Source organism: Bacillus sp. 03113 (assembly GCF_006546985.1).
In the GTDB taxonomy this organism is placed as follows: Bacteria; Bacillota; Bacilli; order Bacillales; family Cytobacillaceae; genus VATK01.
Map to the genome: position 1 here is coordinate 65384 of NZ_VATK01000007.1, position 23954 is coordinate 89337.

The 23954-nt window shown below is 35.8% G+C and carries 24 protein-coding genes and 1 pseudogene; 13 read left to right on the forward strand and 12 right to left on the reverse strand.

Translation table 11 applies throughout. The features are described 5' to 3' along the window. The first annotated feature begins 135 nt into the window (after positions 1-135). The 4 genes from FDO66_RS07960 to FDO66_RS07975 all read left to right on the forward strand — a co-directional run bounded on the left by FDO66_RS07960 (position 136) and on the right by FDO66_RS07975 (position 2543). On the forward strand, positions 136-459 hold the full coding sequence (locus FDO66_RS07960) for a PadR family transcriptional regulator (RefSeq protein ID WP_141432115.1): 324 nt from the start codon (positions 136-138) through the stop codon (positions 457-459). Continuing rightward, positions 452-1012, forward strand: a complete 561-nt coding sequence (locus tag FDO66_RS07965; RefSeq protein ID WP_141432116.1) for an HAAS signaling domain-containing protein — start codon at positions 452-454, stop codon at positions 1010-1012. Before FDO66_RS07960 ends, FDO66_RS07965 begins: the two co-directional genes overlap by 8 nt. Continuing rightward, positions 1005-1808 (forward strand): DUF4097 family beta strand repeat-containing protein, encoded by an 804-nt coding sequence (locus FDO66_RS07970; protein ID WP_141432117.1) that lies wholly within the window; start codon positions 1005-1007, stop codon positions 1806-1808. Before FDO66_RS07965 ends, FDO66_RS07970 begins: the two co-directional genes overlap by 8 nt. A gap of 135 nt (positions 1809-1943) precedes the next feature. Beyond that, positions 1944-2543, forward strand: a complete 600-nt coding sequence (locus FDO66_RS07975; protein ID WP_141432118.1) for a DUF3298 and DUF4163 domain-containing protein — start codon at positions 1944-1946, stop codon at positions 2541-2543. Positions 2544-2662: 119 nt separating this feature from the next. On the opposite strand, the gene map is transcribed toward FDO66_RS07975, so the two are convergent. From map to FDO66_RS08015, 8 genes are all read right to left on the reverse strand, one after another. Then, positions 2663-3406, reverse strand: coding sequence for a type I methionyl aminopeptidase (gene map / locus FDO66_RS07980; protein ID WP_141432119.1), 744 nt, complete (start codon positions 3404-3406; stop codon positions 2663-2665). Positions 3407-3674: 268 nt separating this feature from the next. Next, positions 3675-4589: a DMT family transporter gene (locus tag FDO66_RS07985; RefSeq protein ID WP_141432120.1), complete on the reverse strand. Its 915-nt coding sequence runs from the start codon at positions 4587-4589 to the stop codon at positions 3675-3677. A gap of 157 nt (positions 4590-4746) precedes the next feature. After that, positions 4747-5574: a hypothetical protein gene (locus FDO66_RS07990; protein ID WP_141432121.1), complete on the reverse strand. Its 828-nt coding sequence runs from the start codon at positions 5572-5574 to the stop codon at positions 4747-4749. Continuing rightward, positions 5571-6083: an anti-sigma factor family protein gene (locus FDO66_RS07995; protein WP_181444491.1), complete on the reverse strand. Its 513-nt coding sequence runs from the start codon at positions 6081-6083 to the stop codon at positions 5571-5573. Before FDO66_RS07995 ends, FDO66_RS07990 begins: the two co-directional genes overlap by 4 nt. Continuing rightward, positions 6076-6624, reverse strand: a complete 549-nt coding sequence (locus tag FDO66_RS08000; RefSeq protein WP_141432123.1) for an RNA polymerase sigma factor — start codon at positions 6622-6624, stop codon at positions 6076-6078. Before FDO66_RS08000 ends, FDO66_RS07995 begins: the two co-directional genes overlap by 8 nt. Positions 6625-7081: 457 nt before the next feature. Next, positions 7082-8260, reverse strand: a complete 1179-nt coding sequence (locus FDO66_RS08005) for an MGDG synthase family glycosyltransferase (RefSeq protein WP_141432124.1) — start codon at positions 8258-8260, stop codon at positions 7082-7084. A 141-nt stretch (positions 8261-8401) separates the two neighbouring features. Next, entirely contained in the window at positions 8402-9013 is a 612-nt protein-coding gene (locus FDO66_RS08010; protein ID WP_141432125.1) for a DedA family protein, read from the reverse strand. Positions 9014-9045: 32 nt separating this feature from the next. Next, entirely contained in the window at positions 9046-9792 is a 747-nt protein-coding gene (locus FDO66_RS08015; RefSeq protein ID WP_258535654.1) for a polysaccharide deacetylase family protein, read from the reverse strand. Between the two features lie 305 nt (positions 9793-10097). Here FDO66_RS08015 and nrdD point away from each other — a divergent pair. Both nrdD and nrdG read left to right on the forward strand, forming a co-directional pair. Continuing rightward, positions 10098-11930, forward strand: a pseudogene (gene nrdD / locus FDO66_RS08020) (anaerobic ribonucleoside-triphosphate reductase); the annotation flags it as partial. Positions 11931-11940: 10 nt separating this feature from the next. Next, complete coding sequence (nrdG, locus tag FDO66_RS08025; RefSeq protein ID WP_141432126.1) at positions 11941-12444, forward strand: anaerobic ribonucleoside-triphosphate reductase activating protein; 504 nt, start codon at positions 11941-11943, stop codon at positions 12442-12444. A 49-nt stretch (positions 12445-12493) separates the two neighbouring features. Here nrdG and FDO66_RS08030 read toward each other — a convergent pair whose 3' ends face one another. Together FDO66_RS08030 and FDO66_RS08035 are read right to left on the reverse strand one after the other, a co-directional pair. Further along, a complete protein-coding gene (locus FDO66_RS08030) occupies positions 12494-12961 on the reverse strand; it encodes a FixH family protein (RefSeq protein ID WP_141432127.1) in 468 nt (155 codons plus the stop codon). A 17-nt stretch (positions 12962-12978) separates the two neighbouring features. Then, positions 12979-14361, reverse strand: coding sequence for a PepSY-associated TM helix domain-containing protein (locus FDO66_RS08035; RefSeq protein ID WP_141432128.1), 1383 nt, complete (start codon positions 14359-14361; stop codon positions 12979-12981). Between the two features lie 212 nt (positions 14362-14573). Between FDO66_RS08035 and nikA the strand changes: the two genes are divergently transcribed. The 6 genes from nikA (at position 14574) to FDO66_RS08065 (ending at position 20078) form a co-directional block, all read left to right on the forward strand. Beyond that, entirely contained in the window at positions 14574-16169 is a 1596-nt protein-coding gene (gene nikA / locus FDO66_RS08040; RefSeq protein WP_141432129.1) for a nickel ABC transporter substrate-binding protein, read from the forward strand. A 91-nt stretch (positions 16170-16260) separates the two neighbouring features. Then, the gene (gene opp1B / locus FDO66_RS08045; RefSeq protein WP_141432130.1) at positions 16261-17190 is read left to right on the forward strand and encodes a nickel/cobalt ABC transporter permease; all 930 of its coding nucleotides are present in this window, start codon (positions 16261-16263) and stop codon (positions 17188-17190) included. A 1-nt stretch (position 17191) separates the two neighbouring features. Continuing rightward, entirely contained in the window at positions 17192-18073 is an 882-nt protein-coding gene (gene opp1C / locus FDO66_RS08050; protein ID WP_141432131.1) for a nickel/cobalt ABC transporter permease, read from the forward strand. Continuing rightward, positions 18036-18845 carry an ABC transporter ATP-binding protein gene (locus tag FDO66_RS08055; protein WP_141432132.1) on the forward strand — a complete coding sequence of 270 codons (810 nt, stop codon included), beginning with the start codon at positions 18036-18038 and terminating at the stop codon, positions 18843-18845. The genes opp1C and FDO66_RS08055 overlap by 38 nt, the downstream gene beginning before the upstream one ends. A gap of 2 nt (positions 18846-18847) precedes the next feature. Further along, entirely contained in the window at positions 18848-19618 is a 771-nt protein-coding gene (locus tag FDO66_RS08060; protein ID WP_141432133.1) for an ABC transporter ATP-binding protein, read from the forward strand. Between the two features lie 139 nt (positions 19619-19757). Beyond that, positions 19758-20078 carry an ArsR/SmtB family transcription factor gene (locus FDO66_RS08065; RefSeq protein ID WP_395939758.1) on the forward strand — a complete coding sequence of 107 codons (321 nt, stop codon included), beginning with the start codon at positions 19758-19760 and terminating at the stop codon, positions 20076-20078. Here FDO66_RS08065 and FDO66_RS08070 read toward each other — a convergent pair. Together FDO66_RS08070 and ric are read right to left on the reverse strand one after the other, a co-directional pair. Beyond that, positions 20075-21007 carry a cation diffusion facilitator family transporter gene (locus FDO66_RS08070; protein WP_141432135.1) on the reverse strand — a complete coding sequence of 311 codons (933 nt, stop codon included), beginning with the start codon at positions 21005-21007 and terminating at the stop codon, positions 20075-20077. The genes FDO66_RS08065 and FDO66_RS08070 overlap by 4 nt on opposite strands. A 320-nt stretch (positions 21008-21327) precedes the next feature. Next, positions 21328-22038, reverse strand: coding sequence for an iron-sulfur cluster repair di-iron protein (gene ric / locus FDO66_RS08075; protein ID WP_141432136.1), 711 nt, complete (start codon positions 22036-22038; stop codon positions 21328-21330). A 368-nt stretch (positions 22039-22406) separates the two neighbouring features. On the opposite strand from ric, the gene FDO66_RS08080 reads away from it, so the two are divergent. Next, positions 22407-23744 carry an MFS transporter gene (locus FDO66_RS08080; RefSeq protein ID WP_141432265.1) on the forward strand — a complete coding sequence of 446 codons (1338 nt, stop codon included), beginning with the start codon at positions 22407-22409 and terminating at the stop codon, positions 23742-23744. Positions 23745-23954: the final 210 nt, after the last annotated feature.

Below are 23954 nucleotides of genomic sequence, written 5' to 3' on the forward strand. Positions count from 1 at the left end.
AAGGGCATTTAGTTTATTATCAGTACCTTGCAATAAACAATACCAAGTGATATATTATATCCATAAGGTATTTTTATTTCACAGTACTAAACAATAAACAGTACTAAATAATACTAAGAATAGGGTGATTCACCATTGAACGTACAATTTAAAAAAGGAGTTTTAGAGCTATGTGTACTGGTGCTTTTGGATAAGAAGGATCGCTACGGGTATGAATTGGTTCAGAAAATCTCGAACCAAATTGAAATATCGGAAGGATCGGTGTATCCGCTTCTTAGACGACTTACAAAAGAAGAATACTTTACAACGTACTTACAGGAATCTACTGAGGGGCCTTCACGTAAATATTATAAATTAACAGAAAAGGGAAGAGGCTATCTTCACGAGCTTATTGCAGAATGGAATGAATTTTCTAGTGGAGTCAATCAATTAATAAAAGAAGGTGTAGGCAATGACTAGAGAACAATTTTTAAAACAATTAAATTCGTCTTTAAACAGGCTTTCTGCTGAAGAACGACAGGATATTCTCCTGGATTATGAAGAGCATTTTACGATCGGTTTAGAAGAAGGAAAAACTGAAAAAGAAATTGCAGATTCACTTGGTTCACCGAATCAAATTGCGAAAGAATTATTGGCTTCGTACCATCTTGAAAAAGTGGAAGCTACTGCAACAACAGGAAATATTTTTCGAGCGATCTGGGCAGTCATTGGTTTAAGTTTTTTCAACTTAGTGATTGTCTTGGGACCATTTATTGCTTTGGCTGGAGCTATTATTGGAGGATGGGCAGCTAGCGTAGGGTTGGTAGCCTCGCCATTGCTTGTTCTTATTAGTGCAGTCATTAATCCAGGAACATTTGAATTCTTTGACATTTTTGCGTCAATTATGTTTTGTGGAATTGGATTATTTATCGCAATTGGGATGTACTTTGCAACAAAAGCAGTAGTAAACGGATTTGTTCGTTACTTGAAATTTAATGCAGCACTTGTGAAGGGTGGCTTAAAGAATGATTAATTTAAAAAAGTTATCGATCATTGCACTTATTCTATTATTAATAGGAGCAGCAGGAAGTCTCCTAACATTTCGATTTACAGATAGGGGTATTTTGGTTTCAGAAGAAAAAACATTTACTCAAAATAATATCACCGCTGTCGAGGTAGATTCAGACAATGCTAGCGTAGAAATTGTACCAACAAAAGATCCCGTTACAAAAGTAGAATTATCAGGGAAAGGTTCAAAAAACACAAAACAAGCCTTCACGGCTAATGCAGAAGGAAATAAGCTTATAATTAAACTTAAAGAAGAGCATTTTAAGCTTTTTAGCTTCGATTTTTTAACAAAATCATTAACAGTGAAGGTGTCTTTACCAGAAAAGCAATACGAAGCAATGGAAATTGATAATGATAATGGTCATGTGGAAGTAGAGGATTTAGAAATTAAAAATCTTAATGCTGAAACAAATAATGGTCATGTTGAATTAAAAAATATTCTCTCTGATAATGTTGAGGTAGAATCAGATAATGGAAGATTGACGCTTGAACAGGTTAGTGGAAAAATTAATGGGAAAACCAATAATGGGAAAATATCTATTAAAACTACAGACCTAGATCGACCAATGAAATTAGATACCGATAACGGAAGTATTGAAGTTGAAACCGAAAAGGAACCGTCTAACGTAACCTTTAATGTTCATGTAGATAATGGTCGGATCAATATTTTGGATAAATATAGCGGTAATGCGGTTATTGGGAATGGAGAAAATTTGATCCAGCTATCTACTAATAATGGAAGAATTACTGTTGCAAAATAATCATGAATAAGGAGGAGAAGCCAATTTGAATGAGAGTATTGGCTTCTTTTTATTTTTTCAATAATACTGGTGAAAATAAAACAAGGACCATGAATAGGCTATAAGATAGATCAAAAAAGAGGATGGGATAGGGGAATGCAGTTACCTACACAAATAGCGGTACAAAGAATAAAGCAGCCTCGATTGGATGTGTATGTTCCAGTTGTTTATGGTCTTGCTAACCAATCAGCACAAACAAAGATCAATCAACAAATAATGAAAACGGTAAGGGAATTGATTCAAAAGCAAGGATACTATGAAAATCCACAAACGGAAATAACAGGTTTTTTTGAACTAAAAACGAATGAAAGAGGTGTTTTGAGTTTAACGATTGAGCATTATTCTTTTTCAGGTGGAGCACATGGGATGACTTATATCATTGGTCTAACCTTTAATGTGGAATCAGGAGATAAATATAAGCTAGCAGACTTATTTAAGCCGGATAGCCATTATGTAGAGGTGCTTTCTAAAATAGTTGGTCAACAAATAAAGGAACGTGATATTTTTATATTCGAGCCTTTTAAATCCATTCACCCAAATCAAGACTACTATATAGCAGATAAGTCACTCGTTCTTTATTATCAGCTATATGAACTAACGGCTTATGCATATGGGTTTCCATACTTTCCAATTTCGATTTATGATATTCAAGACATCATTAAAGAAGGAAGTCCGCTGCAGAAAATGTTTGGATGATTCATTCATTTAGGAAATCTAAGGGTTGATATTGATTGTTATTTGTATAAGGAGCGGCATAGTATTAAAAAGTGAAAGAGAGGTCTCTAAATCCTTTTTAGAAAACCTCTCTAATGTTCTTACATTGTTAAGATAATGGGCTCATTTTTTGTAATGACAATTGTGTGCTCGATTTGGGCAACTAAGCTGTTATCAGGTGTAATGTATGTCCAGCCGTCTCCTTTTTCAACAATCTCTTCGGCTTTAGTTGAAATGAATGGTTCAAATGCAATAACCATTCCTTCTTTTAGTAAATCGCTATCAGTCGGATCAAAGTAATTAAGAATATATTCAGGTGATTCGTGCAGTGATTTACCGACTCCGTGTCCAGTAAGATTCATAATTACTGTGAAACCATTTTGTCGTGCGGTTAGATGAACTGCTTTGCCAATTCCGTTTTGCTTTGAGCCAGCTTTCGCTTTTTTTAATCCTGCTTCAAAGGCTTTTTTTGCGGTTTCACAAAGTTTAATTAGTTCCTCATTTCCCCTTCCAACCACAACGGATAACCCTGTATCTGCATAATATCCGTTCTTAGATCCTGATACATCAATATTGACTAAATCACCTTCTTGAATGACACGATTTCCTGGAATTCCATGAGCTACTTCTTCATTAACACTGATACATGTAAATCCAGGAAAATTATAATCTCCAATTGGACCAGAAATCGCTCCATATTTTTCAAAAAGTTCTCCCGCAAAATTATCTAACTCTTTTGTCGTGATCCCTGGAATTGTTTTAGTAATCATTTCATCTCGTATCGTTGCCACGATTTTTCCGATCTCTTTAAGTGCTATTAAATCCTCATCTGTTTTTACGATCATCGTTATCATCCTTCTTATCTAATTTTCTATATCTTATTATACAAAATGAATTGAAGTGATATAAGTGAAGATTTCGTTTGTTCAAAGAAATGATTGTATATTCATTCTTTAATAGTAGTAATTGTGGATAATAAAGCAAAGAATGTGGATAAAATTGAAGGTTGTGGATAGTTTTTTTGAGATCTTATTCACTTATCCACATTACCCACAGTTTACTTGTGGGTAATGTGTGTATAAAATAATAAGTTCATGATAAACAGTTTTTTAATTATTTACTTCCTAAGATACCTTTTCTTAATTGCTTAAGCTTTGCAGGGTTCTTTTTTTGACTAGTAAAATAAACACCTAGGAACACAAGAATACCACCTAGAATCTGGGTAAATGTGATAGAATTTCCTAATAATACACTAAGAATAGCTGTGAAGACGGTAATTAAATTAAGAAAGATTCCTGCACGGCTCGGTCCAATTTCACGAACAGAAGCATTCCAAAAAATAAATGAAAAAACAGATGGAAAAATGGCAATATACAAAAGTCCTAGAGCGGATTCTCTGCTAGGTGGAAGATGAACACCGAAAGTAAGGATAAATGGGAGTAGCATCAATACACTGAACAGGGCTGAGACTGCGGTGGATGCAATCGGAGGTATTTTCTTCATCTTTTTACCTAAAATACTATAAAAGGTCCAAACAAGGATCGCTGCTAGCATTAAGAGATCACCGATATTATAGTGAATTAAAAATAGTTGTTGAATCTGTCCTTTCGTTAGAACGAGCAGAACACCAAACAGAGAAATAATAAGCCCAAATCCATTCATGATCGAAATTCTTTCCTTTAAAAACAAAGAAGCGAATAGAACTATTACAGCTGGGTTAATGGAATTCACGAGTGCTGCATTCATGGAAGACGTGTATTTCAACGCTTCATACAATAAAAAGTTATATCCTACAATACCTAACAAAGACATGATTAAAAGAATTTTCCATTCCTTCCAAACCTGTTTCCAATTAGGTTTCTCGACAACATGAGCGATTGGAAATAAAAGAAAAATGGCAAAAAGCCATCGTGAAAATGTCAATTGCAATGGAGGCATCTCAGCTACAACGTATTTACCAAATACGTAATTTCCTGCCCAAAACAAATTAGCTAATAATAGAAAACTAAGTACCTTATAATTCTTCAAACTTAAAAAACTCCTTTCAAACTACATCCGTACTGCCTCTACTATTTTAGCGTTTTTTTAACAAACTTGTAAGTTGAATTATTTTTGTAATAAAATACCATAAAATTAATTAAGTGAGAAAGCTTTTTGAAATTTGATAGGTGTCTAGCTCCTATCCCTATCTACGTACTTTTTTGAAAATATAATTAACGGAGAAACCTAGTGATAGCCATAGGATGATCAATAGCACAATTCCACCTATTAATGGGAAATTTATGAGTGAAACAAGGGTTACAGAGCCGACTAAGAGAACAAGCCAGTCAGGTTTATCTTTCATAATGGCAAATTGCTCTCCAATTCTCCGACTTAAAATGACCATTCCGAGTACAAAAGAAAAGATGATGGCCATCAAAATTAGGAGTACAACTGGAATCCCGATAATTAAAATGGTTAGCAAGATGCTGATGGCTCCCAGTGCAATACTTACCATAAATCCAATCGCTAATAATTTTTTTGAATTTAGAAACAGGATTTCGGTTTCCTTGATTCGTTTTTTACTCATCATAACTCCTGCTACAACGGTTATCATCGTCAATAAAATACTAAAGGTCAGTCGAACGATAAAAAGTGCTGATAGTAAAATACCCCCAACGATAAAGCTGTTTGCCGTTTGACTATTAAGATTAATTGCAATAATATGTTCAGAAACCTTTGCTCCTTCTTGTTGATGTACCTTACCTCCAATGACAAGAACGGATCCTTTGATATTTGCGGTTTGATTAATTGTAAGATCTCCATCGATAACGATGACAGAAATTTTCACTTCACCATTAATAGTAGCATCGTGACCAAGAACAATAAGGTTGTCCACTTTTTCGTTTTTTGGGATTAAGGTCTGTTTATTATGAACAATACTTTCCTTTTCTAAAGCAAAAGCAGGATTTATCATGAAAAAACTAAAAATAAAAATCAGGCAAATAACTGCCAAAATTATGCGGCCTTTCATTCGTACCTCTCCTTATTTAATGGATGTTTTATTCTTATTAAATATTGAACGGACCATAAGGTGATTCCAACAACAATGATGAGGGTGATGATAAGAATTTCTAGTAAAAAAGGAATGGTTGCGAGAATCGAAACGAGTACATGAAAAAAGCTGATGCAAACACCAACAAAGGCAGAAGTAAAAGTTATACCTGCATATAAGGTAGTTCCAAATTTCATATAGAGCATGAATACAAGGAATGAGGCCAAGAATGTCATAAGCCAAGTTATTTTTTGATATGAGAAAGACGATCTGTTCAATTTTTCATTTACAGCCTTTTCAAAATGATAATCCGGGACTTCAATAGATTGGTAAAACGAGAATAATTCCTTTCTTATTGCTTCTAATTCCATATATTCAGAATGACAAAATGGACAAATCGCTAAATGATTTTCAACTTTTTTACGCTGCTCATTTTCTAGTTCATCATCAATAAAAGCAGACAGGAGCTGGTTGACATGTTCATTCATTTCCGTCACCTCTTGTAAGTTCATTTTTTAAAATCATACGTGCTTTATGAATACGAGATTTAACAGTCCCTATCGGGATTTTTAATATGTCGGCAATTTCGTCATATGAATACCCCTGAACATCACGAAGAACCAACACAATTCGATGATCAGCAGATAATTGCTGCATAGCTTCTTTGATTTCTAATCTTAAATCCATTTGGTCTATTAACGCTGCTTTACTCAAAAGTGAATCTTGTTCTTCAATATCAATTCTAATGATATTCGCCTTATTTAATTTCTTCAGCTTGTCATAACAAAGGTTGGTCACGATCCTAGTTAACCAAGACACAAAAGCAAAATCATTTTCAAGCTTAGCTAAGGATAAGTATGCTTTCACAAAAGCTTCTTGTGCAATATCTTCTGCTTCTGAACGATCATTGATCATGGCATAGGCCTGCCGAAAAATTGTTCCTTTATATCTAGAAACGAGAGCAGTAAAAGCTTCTTGATTACCACCTCTTGCTTCTTGTATTAAATGAGTTAATTCCTGCTCCAACATTTTCAACTCCCTATTAAAAACCAAAAGCGCATGCGCCTTGATCATCGACGTACAAACTGGAGGGACTTCGACTGAGATAAAGGATACACGATGAGCGACAGCGAATCGATGTTGACTTATCGTAGGGAGAAGGCCTGAAGTTTGATAGTCGATAGGCGCTGGCCGATTAAGGACGCCACGTCCTGTGGCAACATCGGCACTTGTACATCCTGTACATCGAAGCTGGACGTCGATGCATAACGTTCATAACTAACAAAAACTAACTATTTTATATTTCCTATAACAGAAAGCAAAGCCATGACCTATCAATAAAAACAAAGTTTTGTTTGAAGGTCTTTCTAGCAAGATACGATCAAAAAGACTTTTTTATATAAGAAATGGTTCATTCATTTTCAAAAAATCTATTTTAAAGGAAAAGATAAAAAGAGACTTCATCTCTGATAGTCTCTTGGAGGATTTATTTCATATATGAAAAGGATGTTGAAGCACGAAGACGATCATTGAGCGCATAGATCTTTCCTTTGTACGTTTTTTTATTAAGGACTGTTTCGATTAATGCGATACTTTCTGCACCATTAACTTCTATTCCCTTTTGATATGACGCCATATGGGAAGATAAATTCGACATTCGTATTGGATTCATTAAAATAGAAAGTAACTGGCTTTCTATTAATTGATCTGGCTTTAGTTCAATGACTAAACCTTGTTTCTTTAAATAGTTTAAATTTACTTCCTCTTGACCCGGAAGAGCAGAGTGGATGAAGATAGGAAGCTTTTTTTGCAGTACTTCACTAATCGTGACGCCCCCTGGTTTCGTAATGATTCCATCTACCTCATCATATATATGATTCATGTCACTTCGTGATTCTATATAAGGAATGGGACGAATATGCGGTAGGCCCCATGAAAGAATTTGTTTATATAGCTTTTGATTATTACCGCAAAGAACTAGATAATCAAATTGTGCCGATTCTTTCACTTCATTAATTAAACTGGAAATATTCCCTAATCCTTGGCTGCCGCCAGCCACTAAGATTTTTTTTCTTAGGCTTCTTTTTCTTCTTTTTGACTTAGTATAGAATTCACTATGAATAGGGATTCCAGTTACAGCTATTTTCCTTTCAGGAATATGAAACCGAGTCAGTAATTCTTGTTTGATATCTTGACTTGGAACAAAATGGAGATCTGTGCACTCTTTTCCCCAAATATCATTCATGAAAAAATCGGTATAAACATTGATAACAGGGATATCGATTTGATCATTCAACTTTAATTGATTTAATAAAAAGGATGGAAAGCCATGGGTGCAAATAATCAGATCTGGCTGCTCCTCTAATAATAGCTGCTTTAATTTTTTCATAAAAAATGGCTTGTACCATTTTAATAGGGCTGTTTTTGGTGACTTTGAATAGAAAAATGTTTTATATACCCAATCATATGTGCTAGGCGCGTAGCGGATCCAGTTTAAATAAAAGCGAGTCACCATTTTTTCTAATAGGTTATTTGTATAACTTATTAACTCTATTTTTTTAACTATCAGATCGTCATCTTTGCTTAGTTGATTTATTAAAGCATCAGCTACTCGATGATGTCCCGATGACATTTGTAATAATGGTAAAAATAATACTTTTTTCAAGATATTTCCTCCCTATGAGAGAACATTCATTATATACTTTAAAAAAGACTTATGGTTCGACAAAAAAGTTCATCCAATATCTATAAAACACCAAGTTTAATAGGTATTAGAAACTTCTGCAAGAAAACGCAAAAAGAAATCTTAAGATATTTCTTTTTCTGTGTGTTTTTTACGCTTTTCTATGATCCATTTTATCCCTACATATAGGACGAAAAGAACGAATAAAAAGATTCCTACATAAGGAACATATATTGGATTTATATGAAACTTATCTCCTGCATAATAACCAATCGCAATAAACGGGGCAACCCAAAGAATGGTTCCAAGGAAAGACAAAAGAAAATATAACCTGAAAGGAACATTAGCAATTCCAGCAAAGTAAGGACTAATTTGTCTAATTCCAGGTAGATAAAAGCCGAACATAATTGTTTTTCGCATGTTATTTTCAAATTTTTGTTTCGCTTTTTGCCAGCGTTGATCGGTGATTCCAACATACCTGCCATATTTTTTTATAAACGGGTAGCCAATAAATTTTCCGCATCCATAAGCGATTAGCATCCCACAAAACGCGCCAAGAAAAGCACTTAACAGCGTATAGCCAAAGTGAAGATGATGATGAGCAATTAAAACCCCTACTAAAAAAAGAAGGGATTCCTCAGGTGCAGGAATTCCGACAATCCCCAAAAATAAAAAAAGAAAAATAATAGCATATCCGTATAAATGAATGTAGTGCATGATTGTTTCAATATTCATAATAACCTCTTGTTTTATGGAAGATTTTTAGATCACTTTGCCTTGTTATGGCTAGGTAAATTTCTTCTACCATTTTTATAAATTTCATAATCATGTAAAGCAACGAATTGGATACCTTTTTGTTGGCATTCTTGAATATACTTTTCTAGATTTTTGATCATATATTTGGGAGCATCATGATCGGCTCCGAAAGTTTCCCCACTGTCATGAAGGACAATTATAGAACCATCCTTTTTAGTCAATCTCAATTTGTCTAAAAGTAAGTTTTTACTTACAGAGGTTTTCCAATCCCCTAAAATATCAGACCATGTCACGACTTGATATTTTCTACTGATAAGTAACGTAAATAGATTAAAGTGTCCCCATGGCGGACGATAATAAATCACGTTTTCGTTTATACATTCAGATATCGCTTTTTTAGTTTGCTCTAATTGCTTTTGTAATCCAAATGGTGAAAGGAACCAGCTAGAAACATGATTAAAATGGTGAATCCCAATTGTATGACCTTCTAGGTGCATTCGTTTTATGATTTCAGGATTCCTTATTACTTTTTCTCCAACAACAAAAAAAGTAGCTTTTACCTGATATTTTTTTAAAATATTTAGTATTTCAATGGTATATGGAGGTTCAGGCCCATCATCAAACGTTAAAGCAATTGTATTTTCTTCCTTCAACCTTTTCGTAATACCTATTTCAAATGAACGGATTAGTACGGTTGGAATGACAGAATAAAAAAGAAAAAATAAAATAACAAAGCCAATTAACTTCAAAATGATCACTTGTAATATTCCTTTCTTTTCAAGTTTTCATTTCGGTTGTAGAAACTCTCCCGAAAAATTTCACTTCTATAAGTCTACTATTATATTAGGTCATATATCAAATATTGAATTTTCCCATACTGTGTTACACATTAATCATAAGATGAAAAAGAGAATAGTAGACAAAGTGAAAGGTTTTACGAATTCATAAGATTGACACAATATATTGTGTTTGTGATCACCAGAGCATACTATATGTTGCTATAATGAGTTTGCTGAACAAAATGATGTGAAGGTGATGGCAGTTGACAAAAATAGCTGGATACACAAAACTTGATGAAAAAATTGGGGCATTAATGTCACTTGAAGAAAATATAGCACACGAAAATGCAAACAAAGACGGCAATGTGTTTAATACACAGCGAGATTTACTTGCGGGAATCACTGCAAAGGATTATGCTTTACGCTATTTGCTTCCGGAAAAAGTGGCATATGCACATGAAAATGGGGATATCCATTTTCATGATTTGGATTACTCTCCTTTTTTTCCTATGTACAATTGCATGCTCATTGATTTTAAAGGGATGTTTGAAAATGGTTTTTCTATTGGGCATGCCGATATTGAAGAACCAAAGTCAATTAAAACGGCTGCTGCACTCGTTGCACAAATTGTAGCGAACGTTTCCTCCAATATTTATGGTGGAACCTCGTTTAATCAAGCGGATGAAATATTAGAGCCGTATGCAATCAAAAGCTTTCAAAAGCACCTCAACTATGCGAAGGAATGGATTGAAGATGAAGAAAAGCAAGAAGCATATGCCTATAAAATGACGAAAAAGGAAATTTACGATGCGATGCAATCGTTAGAATATGAGATCAACACCTTGTTTTCTAGCAATGGGCAAACACCTTTCTTTAGCTTTAATTTTGGATTAGGAGAGTCTTGGTTTGCAAGAGAAATACAAAGAGCTATTTTAAAGGTGAGATTGGACGGGCTCGGACGGGATAAAAAAACAGCGATTTTTCCTAAGCTTGTTTTTACATTAAAGCGTGGGGTAAACCTTGAACCAAATGATCCAAACTATGACATAAAAAAACTTGCTCTAGAATGCTCAACGAAAAGGATGTATCCAGATATTTTAAGCTATGACAAAATTGTCGAAATTACTGGCGATTTCAAAAGTCCGATGGGATGCAGGTCCTTTTTGTCCTCCTATCAAGAGGATGGAGAATACATAACCGATGGACGAAATAATTTAGGTGTTTGCACGCTGAATCTTCCACGAATCGCGATGGAATCGAAAGGGGATAAAACAGCATTTTGGTCTCTTTTTTATGAAAGAATGGATATTATCTTTGAAGCACTAATGTTCCGCATTGAAACGCTGAATCGTGCAAGTGCGAAAAATGCACCGATTCTATATCAATATGGAGCAACTGGAAAAAGGTTTGAAGCAGATGAGGTAGTAGGAGATCTATTTAAAAATGGAAGAGCAACCATCTCATTAGGGTATATTGGGCTTTATGAAACGGCGACGGTTTTTTATGGAGGAGAATGGGAAGAGAATAAAGAGGCGAAGGCTTTTACACTAGATATCATGAAAGCCTTAAAGGAAACCGCGCTTCGCTGGCGTAAAGAGACAGGCTATGGATTTAGTGTTTATTCAACCCCGTCAGAATCGTTAACGGATCGTTTTTGCCGGATGGATGTTGAACGGTTTGGAGAAGTTAAAGACATTACGGATAAGGGCTATTATACAAATAGCTTCCATTATGACACACGTAAAAAAATTAGTCCGTTTGAAAAAATCGATTTTGAAATGGTCTACGCCCCTTATACAACAGGCGGCTTTATTCATTATTGTGAGTTTCCTTCTTTAGTCAATAATCCTGAAGGGCTTGAGGTAGTATGGGATTATGCCTATGACCGCATCGGTTATTTCGGTACAAATACACCGATTGATCGCTGCTATGAATGTGGGTTTGAAGGGGAATTTGAATCAAAAGCTCAAGGTTTCACTTGTCCGAACTGCGGCAATCACCATCCAGAAACAACCTCGTGTATTCGCAGGTTATGCGGCTATCTTGGCTCTGTTATTCAGCGAAAGCCGATTAAAGGCCGGCTTCAGGAAATCAATAGTCGAGTGAAGCATAGCTAGGGAATTGCACATGTACTATGCAGATTATAAACGTTTTGATTTATTAAATGGAATAGGAATGAGACATTCGCTGTTTGTTAGCGGATGTAAGCATTATTGTGAGGGTTGCTGGAATGCGGTAGCATGGAATTTTACATATGGTGAACGTTATACAAAAGAAACGGAAGATAAGATCGTTGCCGATTTAAATCATCCATCCATTCGAATAGCGGGGTTGTCACTGCTCGGCGGTGAGCCATTCGAGCATCCTGAAGTCTTAACAAATTTGCTCATTCGGATCGAACAGGAATGTAAGGACAAGAACATTTGGTGCTGGAGTGGCTTTACATTTGAAGAAATCCTTCGTGATCCACTAAAGAAGGAAATGCTTCTACACATTGATGTATTAGTGGATGGGAAATTTGAGCTAAGTAAAAGAGATTTAACTTTGAAGTTTCGAGGTTCTAGTAACCAGCGAGTGATAGATGTGAAAAGGTCTATAAAGGAAAAACATGTGAGCATTTATTTAGCTTAATCATAAAATTGAAAAGAGGTTGAACTTTAATAGCTTAACCTCTTTTTCATTAGTGATGACTATGATGAGCAGAATGAGGTTGATCTTTTTTCAGCAGGGATTTTAATTCTTCATCAGATATAGTTCCGACAATCACTTGTTTCGTTGGCATAACATGCGAATCATGAGCTTTAATATCTGCTTTTATATAGTATATACCAGCTTTGGCGAACGTTTTCTCAATATAATAAATTCCATTTCCGTCATGCTGAGCTTGAATGACTTCACTATTTTCATCATGATCTTTTTGCCAAATGTCAAATTGAATATTCGTGGCAGCATCGACTAGCTTACCTTCTTGTGTCACCTTAACTTTTAACAGATGCTGTTGATTTAATGAAATCGCTTCAGGTAAGAGAAACTCAACCTCAAGTGGTTTCTCTTTTTTATATAAATTAGATGCATTAGGATCCACTGTACATGCGGATAATAAAAGTAAAATCATAGAAATAGAAAAATAAAAGTACCCTTTATTCATGTTTTTTGCACCTCATATTATGCATTAAAAAACTTCTTAAGCTTCGGTGTTCTTTGAATAAGAAGAAAATCGATGATCCAAACGATTATGAGTGAGACTCCAACCAATGGAAATATAATCCCGAATAATAATATGATCAGTGCGATAAACTTCATCGTTTGCGTATTCGGCACTTTTGGTGCTCCAAGCTCACCGCTCGGCTTTCGTTTCCACCATAGGATTACTCCGCTAATCACAACTCCAACAATTCCAATGCACACCAACAAGCCTAATAGTTGATTAATCAATCCGAACTGTAATCCTTTATGGATTGTAATCCCTAGAGCAATCACCTTCCCTACAAGTTCATAGTGAACATAACGATAATCAGCTAAAATAGCTCCAGTATATTGATCAATATGCATCGTTGTTTCATTCTGGGCTCTATCAGGAAAATTCGATAATGTATACACACCATCCACTGTTTGAGGGATAAATATCGTATATCCCGGATAAACCATTTGCTCTTTTGCAATGTTCACTACATCATCAAGTGATAGTTTTATAAAGGGCTGCATCTCTGATGTTGGAACTGGTAAATTTTCTGCTGCCCATGGAACATCTGCAACTTCTTTCGTTTGTATATTCGATTTAGGGGCATCTCCAACCCAAATCGAAGGAGGATACCCAACTCCAGCATTGGTTGTAACTTGTTGAAATGTTTTCCCCCATAAGCCTGACCACGGTAATCCTGTTAAAACTAAAAATATGATACTAGCAGAGATCCAAAACGCAGGTACTGCATGCAAATCCCTCACAAGTATTTTTTTATCCTTTGAAAATCTTGGTATCACAACTCCCAAGAACTTTCTTTTTCCTTTAGGCCACCATAAATAAAGGCCCGTAGCAATAAGGACAATCGTCCAACAGGCCGTTAATTCAACGATCCTGTCTCCTATTGTTCCAGCCATTAATTCACCGTGTAACTCCTCAATTTTATTCATTAAACGGTCTGCATCATTTAGCTCACCAATTATTTGTCCATTATAAGGATTGACAAACACCGTAAATGAACGACCTTGTAAATTAATCTTTACTTCGGCGAATCGAGTGGAGCTGACACTAGGTCTATATTTGACTACTTCAGCATCAGGATAATTTCTCGTAACGGATTCAATCTGTTTAGAGGGTGAAATTGTTTCGTTTTGAGCTTCAACTTGATAAAGATCCTGATACATATATTGTTCAATTTGAGGCTTAAAAAGATATATTCCACCTGTGACGGCTAATATAAGCAGGAAAGGTGTAAAAATCAAACCGGCATAAAAATGCCAACGCCAAATAGTTTTATATAATTGCTTAGTCTTTGAAAAATTCATTTTTGCCGAATCTACTATTGCATCAGTTTGTTTTGAAGTCATGATGTTCATTTCTCCTTTCAAGCAAAGGTAAATGTAACATATATGTACGATCTCTGCTAGAGGTGGATATTGTATTGATCAGTTACTCTATCTTTCAATCTATTATAAAAAAGATTGAAAACAATAATCTGATATGATAAAATTCAAATCGTTATCATTTCGATTTAAGTAATTAAATTTTAAAAAATATACTGAAAAAGGAATAAACAAACATGAAAAAAACAAATTGGATTTATTTTTTTATTTTAATCTATAGTGCGGTTCTATTTTTATCAGGTTGTGCGAGCAAAAAGGAAGAGGCTTCTCAAAAAGTGTCAGATCAACTCATCTTCGCGAGTACAAAGGATATTCGCGACATTAATCCGCATCTTTACGGCGGTGAGATGGCAGCACAAAATATTGTTTTTGAGTCTCTAGTAAAGAATACGAGTGAAGGAGTGAAACCAGCTTTAGCAGAAAGCTGGGATATCTCGCCTGATGGCTTAGTGTACACATTTCACCTAAGAAAAGGCGTCAGTTTTACGGATGGAGCTCCTTTCAATGCAGAAGCGGTTAAGTTAAATATAGATGCTGTTCTTCATAATGTAGAAAAGAATTCTTGGCTCAATTTAGTTGCTGAAATAAAAGAGACAAAGGTCGTGGATGAACATACCTTTCAGCTTATTTTGAAGAATCCTTATTATCCAACGCTTCAAGAGCTTGGGCTTACTCGTCCATTCCGATTTATTTCTCCAAACTGTTTTATTGATGGAACGACTGCGAACGGTGTGAATGGTTATGCAGGAACCGGTCCATATAAACTAGCTGAACATAAAAAAGATCAATATACAGAATTTACTATAAATGAAGATTATTGGGGAGATAAGCCGAAAATCAAATCGATTAAATGGAAAGTAATGCCGGATCACCAGACGATTCTTTTAGCATTGGAAAAAGGAGAGGTTGATCTCCTATTTGGCTCTGATGGAGATATGATTGATAGCGATTCTTTTAAAGCATTAACAGAACAGGGGAAATATAGTGCGGTTGTGAGTCATCCCGTTGGTTCACGTGCAATCGTGATCAATACACAGTCAGTATTTACAAGTGATGAAAAAGTGCGTGAGGCATTACAATATGCGGTTAATAAGCAAGTGATTGCAGATGGAATTTTAAACGGTGCTGAAAAAGTAGCTGATACTCTAATGGCACCTTCTGTTCCATATGCCAATGTTGGTTTAAAAGGCCTAAAGTATGATGAAGATAAGGCCAATCAATTGTTAACAGAAGCTGGATGGGAAATGGGGAAAGACGGCTATCGATATAAAGATGGAAAAAAGATGGAAGTGACGATTTACTTTAATTCAGACAATGCGCAGGAGCGCCCGATTAGTGAGTCGATGCAAAATGATCTTAAAGCGGTAGGCGTCAGTCTTAAAATTGTTGGTGAAGAAAAACAAGCATATTTTGATCGTCAAAAAACAGGTAAATTTGATTTGATGTACTCTCTTTCATGGGGATTGCCTTATGATCCACAGACGTATGTTTCTTCTTGGCGTGTACCATCACATGCAGATTATCAAGCCCAAGCAGGTCTTGAGAAGAAAGAATGGCTTGATCAAACGATTACAGATCTGATGATTGAGCAGAGTGAAGAAAAGCGCAAAGAAATGTACAAGGATATTTTTACTTATATACATGAAGAATCCGTCTATATCCCTATAACCTATTCAGTTACAAAAGCGGTTCATATAAAAGACCTTAAAGGGGTTGGATTTAATGTTTCTCAGTACGAGATCCCTTTTGAAAAAATGTATTTTGAAAATTAATTTTTGAGTGTTTATACCCTAAGCCCTTGCTTAGGGGTATTCTTTTGTATAGCAGCAGAATTTTTATAAATGATTACAGAGGAGAAGTACCTTGGAAAAGTATATTTTAAAACGAGTAATAGCTGTCATTCCTATGATTTTTGGTATTTCGTTTTTAGCATTTGTACTCATTAATTTAAGAGCGAGTGATCCAGCAGAAATTGCCCTGCGAGTAAATCAAGTTACTCCAACGGAAGAAATGGTGGAGGCGATGCGTAAGGAGCTGGGTCTTGAACAATCATTTTTAGTACGATATGTCACTTGGCTAGGAGATTGTTTACGTGGTGATTTTGGGACAAGCTTTGTGACTCATCAACCAGTTGCTGATGAGATTGCTTTAGCTTTTCCAGCAACATTCTCTCTTGCAGCAGTTACCCTTATGATCATTCTTTTTTTTAGTCTCGCTATTGGTGTGCTATGTGCCATATATGAGGGGAGCATCATTGATAAAATCATGAGAGCGATCGTGTTTTTAAGCTCCGCTGTACCAAGCTTTTGGATTGGAATATTGCTTATGTGGTTTTTTGCTGTCAAATTGAATTGGTTCGATACAAGCGGGATGGAAAAACCAAGCTCGATTATCCTGCCAGCTATCACTCTATCATTTGGGTTTATTTCGACTTACGTTCGACTTATTCGAAATAATATGATCAATAATAAAAATGAAAACTTTATTTTTTATGCACGAGTTAGAGGGTTAAAAGAAAGCACGATTATACGGCATACTTTAAAAAATTCTTTACAAACCTCCATTACGGCACTAGGAATGTCTATTCCAAAACTGATTGCAGGAACCGTCATTGTCGAGAATATCTTTGCTTGGCCAGGCATTGGGCGATTATGTGTTACAGCTATCTTTAATTCGGATTTTCCAATTATTCAAGCCTACATTTTAATAATGGGAATCATGTTTGTTATTTGTAATTTAATGGTTGATATCATAAGTATGATTCTTGATCCTCGTATGAGAAAGGAGGCATAGCATGACTTTTTGGAGTCGTTTAATGGCTGATAAAATAGCTGTGCTCTGTATGGCTGTTATTCTACTATTTATTGTCGCTGGAATTTTTGCACCAATGATCGCACCGCATGATCCATTAAAAATGAATGTTCTTCAAAAGTATTCTGGAATTAGCCAGACCTATCCATTAGGAACCGATCAACTAGGTCGTTGTGTGCTTTCGAGGTTGCTTTTTGGTATACGGACCACGATCTTTTATGCCATGATTACGACGTTCATAACAATCGCAATCGGAACATTACTAGGGGTTATGGCTGGATTTTTCCGTGGGAAGGTAGACGAATTTATCATGAGAATTTGTGATATCATGCTTTCTTTTCCGGCTGAAGTGATGATCCTTGCCATTGTTGGTGTTTTAGGACCTGGCTTGCTAAATGTGGTGATTGCTAACATTATTGCGAAGTGGGCATGGTACACACGCATGATACGTTCGGTCGTGATTCAATATACGGACAAAAATTATATTCGTTTTGCAAAGGTATCTGGGTGTAAAACAAGTCATATTATGAGAAAACATGTATTACCTGGGGTTTCAGGAGAAGTGGCTGTTTTTTCCACGCTTGATACAGGATGGGTGATTTTAAATATTTCGGCCTTATCTTTTCTTGGATTAGGTATACAGGCACCAACACCTGAGTGGGGAATGATGTTAAACGAGGCAAAGAACGTCATGATTACTCATCCAACACAGATGCTAGCACCGGGTTTTGCGATTCTCATTATTGTGGCCTCATTCAATTTTCTAGGTGACAGCTTACAATCGGCTCTAAATCCGAAAATCTTTCAAAAGAAAGGAAGAAAATTGAATGTGTTTACTAGAAATAAAAAACTTATCAGTGAATGATACACGTACTGAGAAGGCGATTTTACAGAATCTAAGTTTTACCCTAGAGTCGAATACTTGCTTAGGTATTGTAGGTGAAAGTGGCAGCGGCAAATCCATGACAGCCAAAGCCATTTTAGGTTTAACTTCTCCGTGGCTTCATGTAAGAGGTGAGGTAGTATTTGATGGAATGAATCTTCTGAACGCGTCAAATAAGATACTAAGAAACATTAGAGGGCAAAAGATCTGCATGATTTTACAAGATGCCATGACTGCCTTTAATCCTCTTTATCCAATTGGGAAACAAATGATTGAAACAGTTCGTGAAAATTTAGGAGTTCGCAAAAATGAAGCTATCAAAATGTCTCTCGATGCGCTTGAAAAAATGTGCATTCATAACCCTGAACAGGTCATGAAAAAATATCCGCATCAGCTTTCAGGAGGCATGCTTCAGCGGTGTATGATTGGCATTGCAATGATGATGAAGCCAGATATCATTATTGCAGATGAACCGACTACAGCACTTGATTCGATTAATCAACGTGAAGTTGTTGAAGAGTTTCGGCGTTTACGTGAGCTAATTGGCACGGCCATTATATTTATTTCACACGATTTGGGAGTCGTTCAATATTTGGCGGATCACTTGCTCGTCATGCGTGATGGTGAATGTGTGGAATACGGAAAGGCAAATGAGGTATTTACAAATCCGAAGCACACTTTTACAAAGTATTTAATCGATACTCGAATAAGATTGGCAGAGCCATTCCAGCAATCTATCGTGCGGAGGATATAACCATGTTCGTACAAGTTGAGAGCCTATCTAAAAGCTATTATAAAGCAGGCGGATATTTTAATAGAGAAAAGGTTGACGTTTTAAGCGGGATTGACTTTTTTATAAAAGAAGGGGAATGTGTAGGTTTAATTGGGGAAAGCGGCAGTGGAAAGAGTACGCTTAGCCGCATCGTCCTTGGACTAGAAAAAGCGAATCAAGGTTTTGTAAAAATAGAGGGAGAACCTATTTCTAAATGGATAAAGAAAAATCAAGGTCAGATGAGCGTAGTTTTCCAAGATTATACTTCATCAGTAAATTCTCATTTCAACATTAAAAGTATTATGGAAGAGCCACTGATTGCAATGGGAGATATCCAAAATCTTCAAGAACGAATCAATATACTTCTTGATCGAGTAGGACTACCTCATTCAGTGTTAGAAAAATACCCTCATGAGTTGAGTGGAGGACAATTACAACGTGTATGTATTGCTCGCGCGATCTCAACCCATCCCAAGTTTGTTGTGCTTGATGAAGCGCTAAGTTCGTTAGACGTTTCCGTGCAGTCTCAAATATTAGAGCTGCTTCATCGTCTTAAAAATGAGATGAACATGACGTATCTTTTTGTCGCACATGACTTACAAGCTGTCGCCCATCTGTGCGACAGAATTTTGTTTTTATATAAAGGAAAGGTTGTTGAGGAATTGGCAAGCCATGAACTTTCCCATGCTAAGCATGAATATGCTCAAAGATTGCTTGGTTCAGTTCTTCCTTTTGAGATAAATAAGGGGAAATAGTTAGGTAATTTCATATGATGCTTTTTCGGTGTTCAATATTGAATATTGAGAACAACATAAAAAATCATGGGTTGTCCAAGTCCCATGATTTTTCTTTTTCATTAATATGATTATAATTAGATTCAGGAGGTTGATTTTTTTGGAAAGAAAAGAACCGCAAAATCATATAAATGAACTTGATGAAGATACTTTATTTATCGTTTCTCAAACTTTTAAGGCTCTAGCTGATCCAACAAGAATTCGTATCTTGCATCTGTTGTTTAATAGAGAATATTCAGTGAATGAAATCGCTGAGCAGCTATCGTTGCTTCAATCTACCGTTTCTCATCAGCTTCGTTTTTTAAAAAATTTAAGATTAGTTAAGTTCAGAAGAGAAGGAACAACTCTTTTTTATTCCTATGATGATGACCATGTGATGAGTATTTTACAGCAGACGATCGAACATGCTAATCATCATTAATTGCAGGATCCATGATGGTTTGGGCAGCCATTTTTCTCACTTTCCACTTGTATTGTGGAATGTTCTACCCCAAATTTATCGTGAAGAATGGTTTGAGCTTCTGATAAAACATAATCATGTAAACCATGACCGGCTACTACAATATGGCAGCTGAATAATGGCATTCCAGAAGTAATGGACCAGAGATGCAGATCATGAACAGCTTGAACGTGAGGGATGTTTAATAGAGAAGCTTTCACGTTCATTAGGTCGATTTCACTGGGAGTTCCCTCCATCAAAATATTAAAGGATTCTTTTGTTACCCGAACACCACTAATTAGAATGAGAGCAGCTACTATGATACTAGCAATGGGATCAGCCCAAGCCCATCCGAAGAAAAGAATTAAAAAAGCGGCAGCTATCGCTCCAACAGAACCAAGCATGTCTCCAAGCACGTGAAGAAAAGCGCTTCGAACATTTAAATTTTCATCTTTATCGCCTCGCATTAAAATAAAGGCGGCAAGAATATTAATAATCAATCCAATAACAGATATGGAAAGCATTCCTAAGCTTTGAACCTCTGGGGGATTGAAAAACCGTTGATAAGCTTCTACAAAAATGTAAATAGAAATCACAATAAGTGCCAGTCCATTCAATGCGGCAGCAATAATTTCAAAGCGTTTATATCCATATGTCTTTGTATTAGAAGCTTTTCTTTCACCTAGCTTTATCGCATAGAAGCTTAAGCCAAGCGCGACGGCATCACTCAGCATATGGCCGGCATCTGAGAGAAGAGCCAAACTGTTGGTAAGAATTCCCCCGACAACTTCCACAATCATAAAAGATGAAATAAGGAGAAAAGATAAAAATAGAGCTTTTTTATTTCCTGAATGTGTGTGTGAGTGACTATGCCCATGTCCGTGATGATGGTGCCCATGGTGATGTCCCATGCTTATCCCTACTTTCTTTTTATATGAATATGTGTTCATATATATTATGTTATATTATAAGGCATTGTTCAATATTAATTTGTCCTTTTTTGTTGCATTTTTGTGCCTTATTTATTTTGGCTATGTTAAAGTGAGTTGTTAAGTCAAAAATCAACAGAGCTAGAATATAACCAGATGAACTCGTTTCAGCAAGCTGAACATCGGGGAATCAGGTGGAGAATCTACTCCATCTGATTGAAAGATCCCACCTTCGCATTCGCTTAAGGGGTCGTAAACCGATACATAAAAAAATCTCCCAAGTCTCTGGGAGATTTTCTTTACTATTCATTTTTTGCAAGAGCACGTGGAAATAATACGTTATTTTCTAAATGGATGTGTTCGAACATATCTGATTCAAGTGCTTCTAGCCGTTGGTATACAAGGCGGTATGTGCCACAAGCGCCTTCTGGAGGAGTAAATTCCTTCGTAATGTCTCTAAGTTTTTTCAAAATGTCACCAGCATGGCTATGCTCATGCTCTAGTTCTTCTACTATCTTTTGCAGCTTTGCTCTATTATTTTCCGTTGGGTTTTGCTCATAGGCTAAAATAAGCGGGAAATCTTCCGTTTCTTCTTTAATAATATGCTGCTCTAGCTCTGTTTTTAATTCATGAAATAGTCTATGAATGGTGGCTATATGGGGTTGATCGGTTCCATGAACACGTAACATTTTAGTTAGGTAAGGACTTAATTGTGGCAGCTCTTCATTCAAATAACGATGATGCTTGTTCACAATATGATCAATCAACTCGCTAAAGGTTGCATTTTTCCAATCAATTGTAGCTTCACTTTTTAATTTTGTTTCATAATAAAGCCTATTTAAGTTTGATAAAATTTCCTCCGCCGCTAATTGTTTCTCATTGATCGCATCAATTAGCGGTCTATTACCTCCACAACAAAAATCGATTCTATATGATTTAAAAAGGTCGCTTGCTTTCGGAAATTCCGTTACAATATCGCCGATAATGGAATTTTCAGTAAATGTATACTCCATATCCATACCTCCATAAAAGTTATATTTTATTACAAGAAAAAGCTTATCAATATGTCAATGACCATGTTGTGATTCAAATCACAAATTAATCTTTTTTCATATCATTGATCTATTCATTTGTTAAATAATCGTCACAACTCAGTCTAAAGTTTTAGATAAAAACCAATCATTATTCCGAAATGTTCTACTCGACTTAATGATAAAATTAAAACAATATGAATTACTTGGTTTAAATTGGAAATAATCGCTGTAAAATAATCACTTGAAACTTATTAGAGAGATTTTGCATTCTATGGATTTGTATCAATAGCGAAAGGGGAGAGTGAGTAGTGGTAGACGAAGCTCAGAAACAAACTGGAATAAAATTAATGAGAATACTTTTTTTTACGCTTGTCATCTCTGTGATGAGTGCAACGATGTTCAATATCGTATTACCTGAGATTCGTTCGGATTTTCAGCTTTCCTTTGCACAGGTAAGTTGGGTATCCTCAGCCTATATGCTGGTTTATGCCATAGGATCAGTCACTTACGGAAAGTTGGCTGACACGTTTAAATTAAAAAACTTGTTAACCTATGGACTGTTCTTTTTTGCACTTGGGTCTATGGTCGGCCTAACTGCTCAAGCTTATTGGATGGTACTTCTTGGTCGTATTTTACAAGCAATGGGGGCATCCGTCATTCCAGCAACTGCTATGATTATTCCTGTACGTTATTTCCCTCCTGAAAGTCGAGGCCGTGCCTTAGGAATTTCAGCAACTGGCTTGGCGCTGGGCAGCGCACTTGGGCCTGTGATATCTGCGTTAGTTGTCAGTGCCTTTCATTGGCGATGGCTCTTTTGTCTTCCTTTATTTACACTTATCCTACTGCCTTTTTACCGCAAATATTTGAATGATGAACAAGGAAAAGAAAATAAAATCGATTGGATGGGTGGGGGTCTATTAGCTGGAACAATAGCGTTATTGCTTTTAGCTGTCACGGAAGGAGTATGGATAATAGGAATAGGCAGCATTATTTTGTTCGTTTTATTTATTGTACGTATTCATGCTGCGAAACAACCATTTGTTCAAGCTCATCTGTTCCGAAATAAAAGATATTCATTAGGATTAACGATTGCTTTTCTTGTCAGCGGTATTGGTTTCTCGATTCCTTTTCTAAGCCCACTTTTACTTTCCAATGTTAATCATTTAGATTCAGAAGTGATTGGTTTTGTGATGTTTCCAGCAGCTATATCTTCTGCCATACTTGGGCGAACAGGAGGAAGGTTAGCAGATCTAAAAGGAAACTCATTTCTTTTCTACACAGCATCATCACTGCTGTTAACAAGCTTTGCTTTATTATTTATCTTTGTTGGGGTTTATCCGCTTTTCTTTTCTGTCTTTTTGATCTTTGGCAATATTGGTCAAACGTTTATGCAAATTGCACTGTCGAATTCAATCTCACGCACGTTATCGAAGGAACAAACCGGAGTAGGAATGGGGATTTTCGCTATGATGAATTTTATTGCTGGCTCTATATCTGCAGGTGTTTATAGTAAGGTTGTTGATATGGGCACTGGTTTTCATTTAAATCCATTTAATGTGCACCCAATTGCGTTCGTTTACAGTAATATTTATTTTGTCTTAGCTGTTTTGCATGTGAGTATATTATTGCTTTATTATTTTCAATTTGGCAGAGTGGTTCTAAAAGGGAAATATGCTGAAAGGTAAATGGTTGTAATGAACTTATCTGAGTAAATTCTAGTTTCATCAGGTGGAAATTCTACTCCACCTGATGACATACTTAGTGGGGGGTGTACCCAAAAAAAGAGAAAATGTCACAATGTTGTAAAAAATACACAATATTCTAGTATTAGATGTATTGTAAACTATATTTGTAATCTTATAGAGTTTTATGTCGAATGAACAGTTGAAGTATTT

Bases quoted from the DNA above. Each gene is read 5' to 3' on its own strand.
- map (WP_141432119.1), bottom strand. From the start codon at position 3,406: ATGATCGTAAAAACAGATGAGGATTTAATAGCACTTAAAGAGATCGGA.
- FDO66_RS08035 (WP_141432128.1), bottom strand. From the start codon at position 14,361: ATGACTTCAAAACAAACTGATGCAATAGTAGATTCGGCAAAAATGAAT.
- FDO66_RS08055 (WP_141432132.1), top strand. From the start codon at position 18,036: ATGTGTTTACTAGAAATAAAAAACTTATCAGTGAATGATACACGTACT.
- FDO66_RS08070 (WP_141432135.1), bottom strand. From the start codon at position 21,007: ATGGGACATCACCATGGGCACCATCATCACGGACATGGGCATAGTCAC.
- FDO66_RS08030 (WP_141432127.1), bottom strand. From the start codon at position 12,961: ATGAATAAAGGGTACTTTTATTTTTCTATTTCTATGATTTTACTTTTA.
- FDO66_RS07970 (WP_141432117.1), top strand. From the start codon at position 1,005: ATGATTAATTTAAAAAAGTTATCGATCATTGCACTTATTCTATTATTA.
- FDO66_RS07990 (WP_141432121.1), bottom strand. From the start codon at position 5,574: ATGAAAGGCCGCATAATTTTGGCAGTTATTTGCCTGATTTTTATTTTT.
- opp1C (WP_141432131.1), top strand. From the start codon at position 17,192: ATGACTTTTTGGAGTCGTTTAATGGCTGATAAAATAGCTGTGCTCTGT.
- nrdG (WP_141432126.1), top strand. From the start codon at position 11,941: ATGTACTATGCAGATTATAAACGTTTTGATTTATTAAATGGAATAGGA.
- FDO66_RS08060 (WP_141432133.1), top strand. From the start codon at position 18,848: ATGTTCGTACAAGTTGAGAGCCTATCTAAAAGCTATTATAAAGCAGGC.
- FDO66_RS08010 (WP_141432125.1), bottom strand. From the start codon at position 9,013: ATGAATATTGAAACAATCATGCACTACATTCATTTATACGGATATGCT.
- FDO66_RS07975 (WP_141432118.1), top strand. From the start codon at position 1,944: ATGCAGTTACCTACACAAATAGCGGTACAAAGAATAAAGCAGCCTCGA.
- FDO66_RS08080 (WP_141432265.1), top strand. From the start codon at position 22,407: ATGAGAATACTTTTTTTTACGCTTGTCATCTCTGTGATGAGTGCAACG.
- FDO66_RS07965 (WP_141432116.1), top strand. From the start codon at position 452: ATGACTAGAGAACAATTTTTAAAACAATTAAATTCGTCTTTAAACAGG.
- nikA (WP_141432129.1), top strand. From the start codon at position 14,574: ATGAAAAAAACAAATTGGATTTATTTTTTTATTTTAATCTATAGTGCG.
- ric (WP_141432136.1), bottom strand. From the start codon at position 22,038: ATGGAGTATACATTTACTGAAAATTCCATTATCGGCGATATTGTAACG.
- FDO66_RS07995 (WP_181444491.1), bottom strand. From the start codon at position 6,083: ATGAATGAACATGTCAACCAGCTCCTGTCTGCTTTTATTGATGATGAA.
- FDO66_RS08000 (WP_141432123.1), bottom strand. From the start codon at position 6,624: ATGTTGGAGCAGGAATTAACTCATTTAATACAAGAAGCAAGAGGTGGT.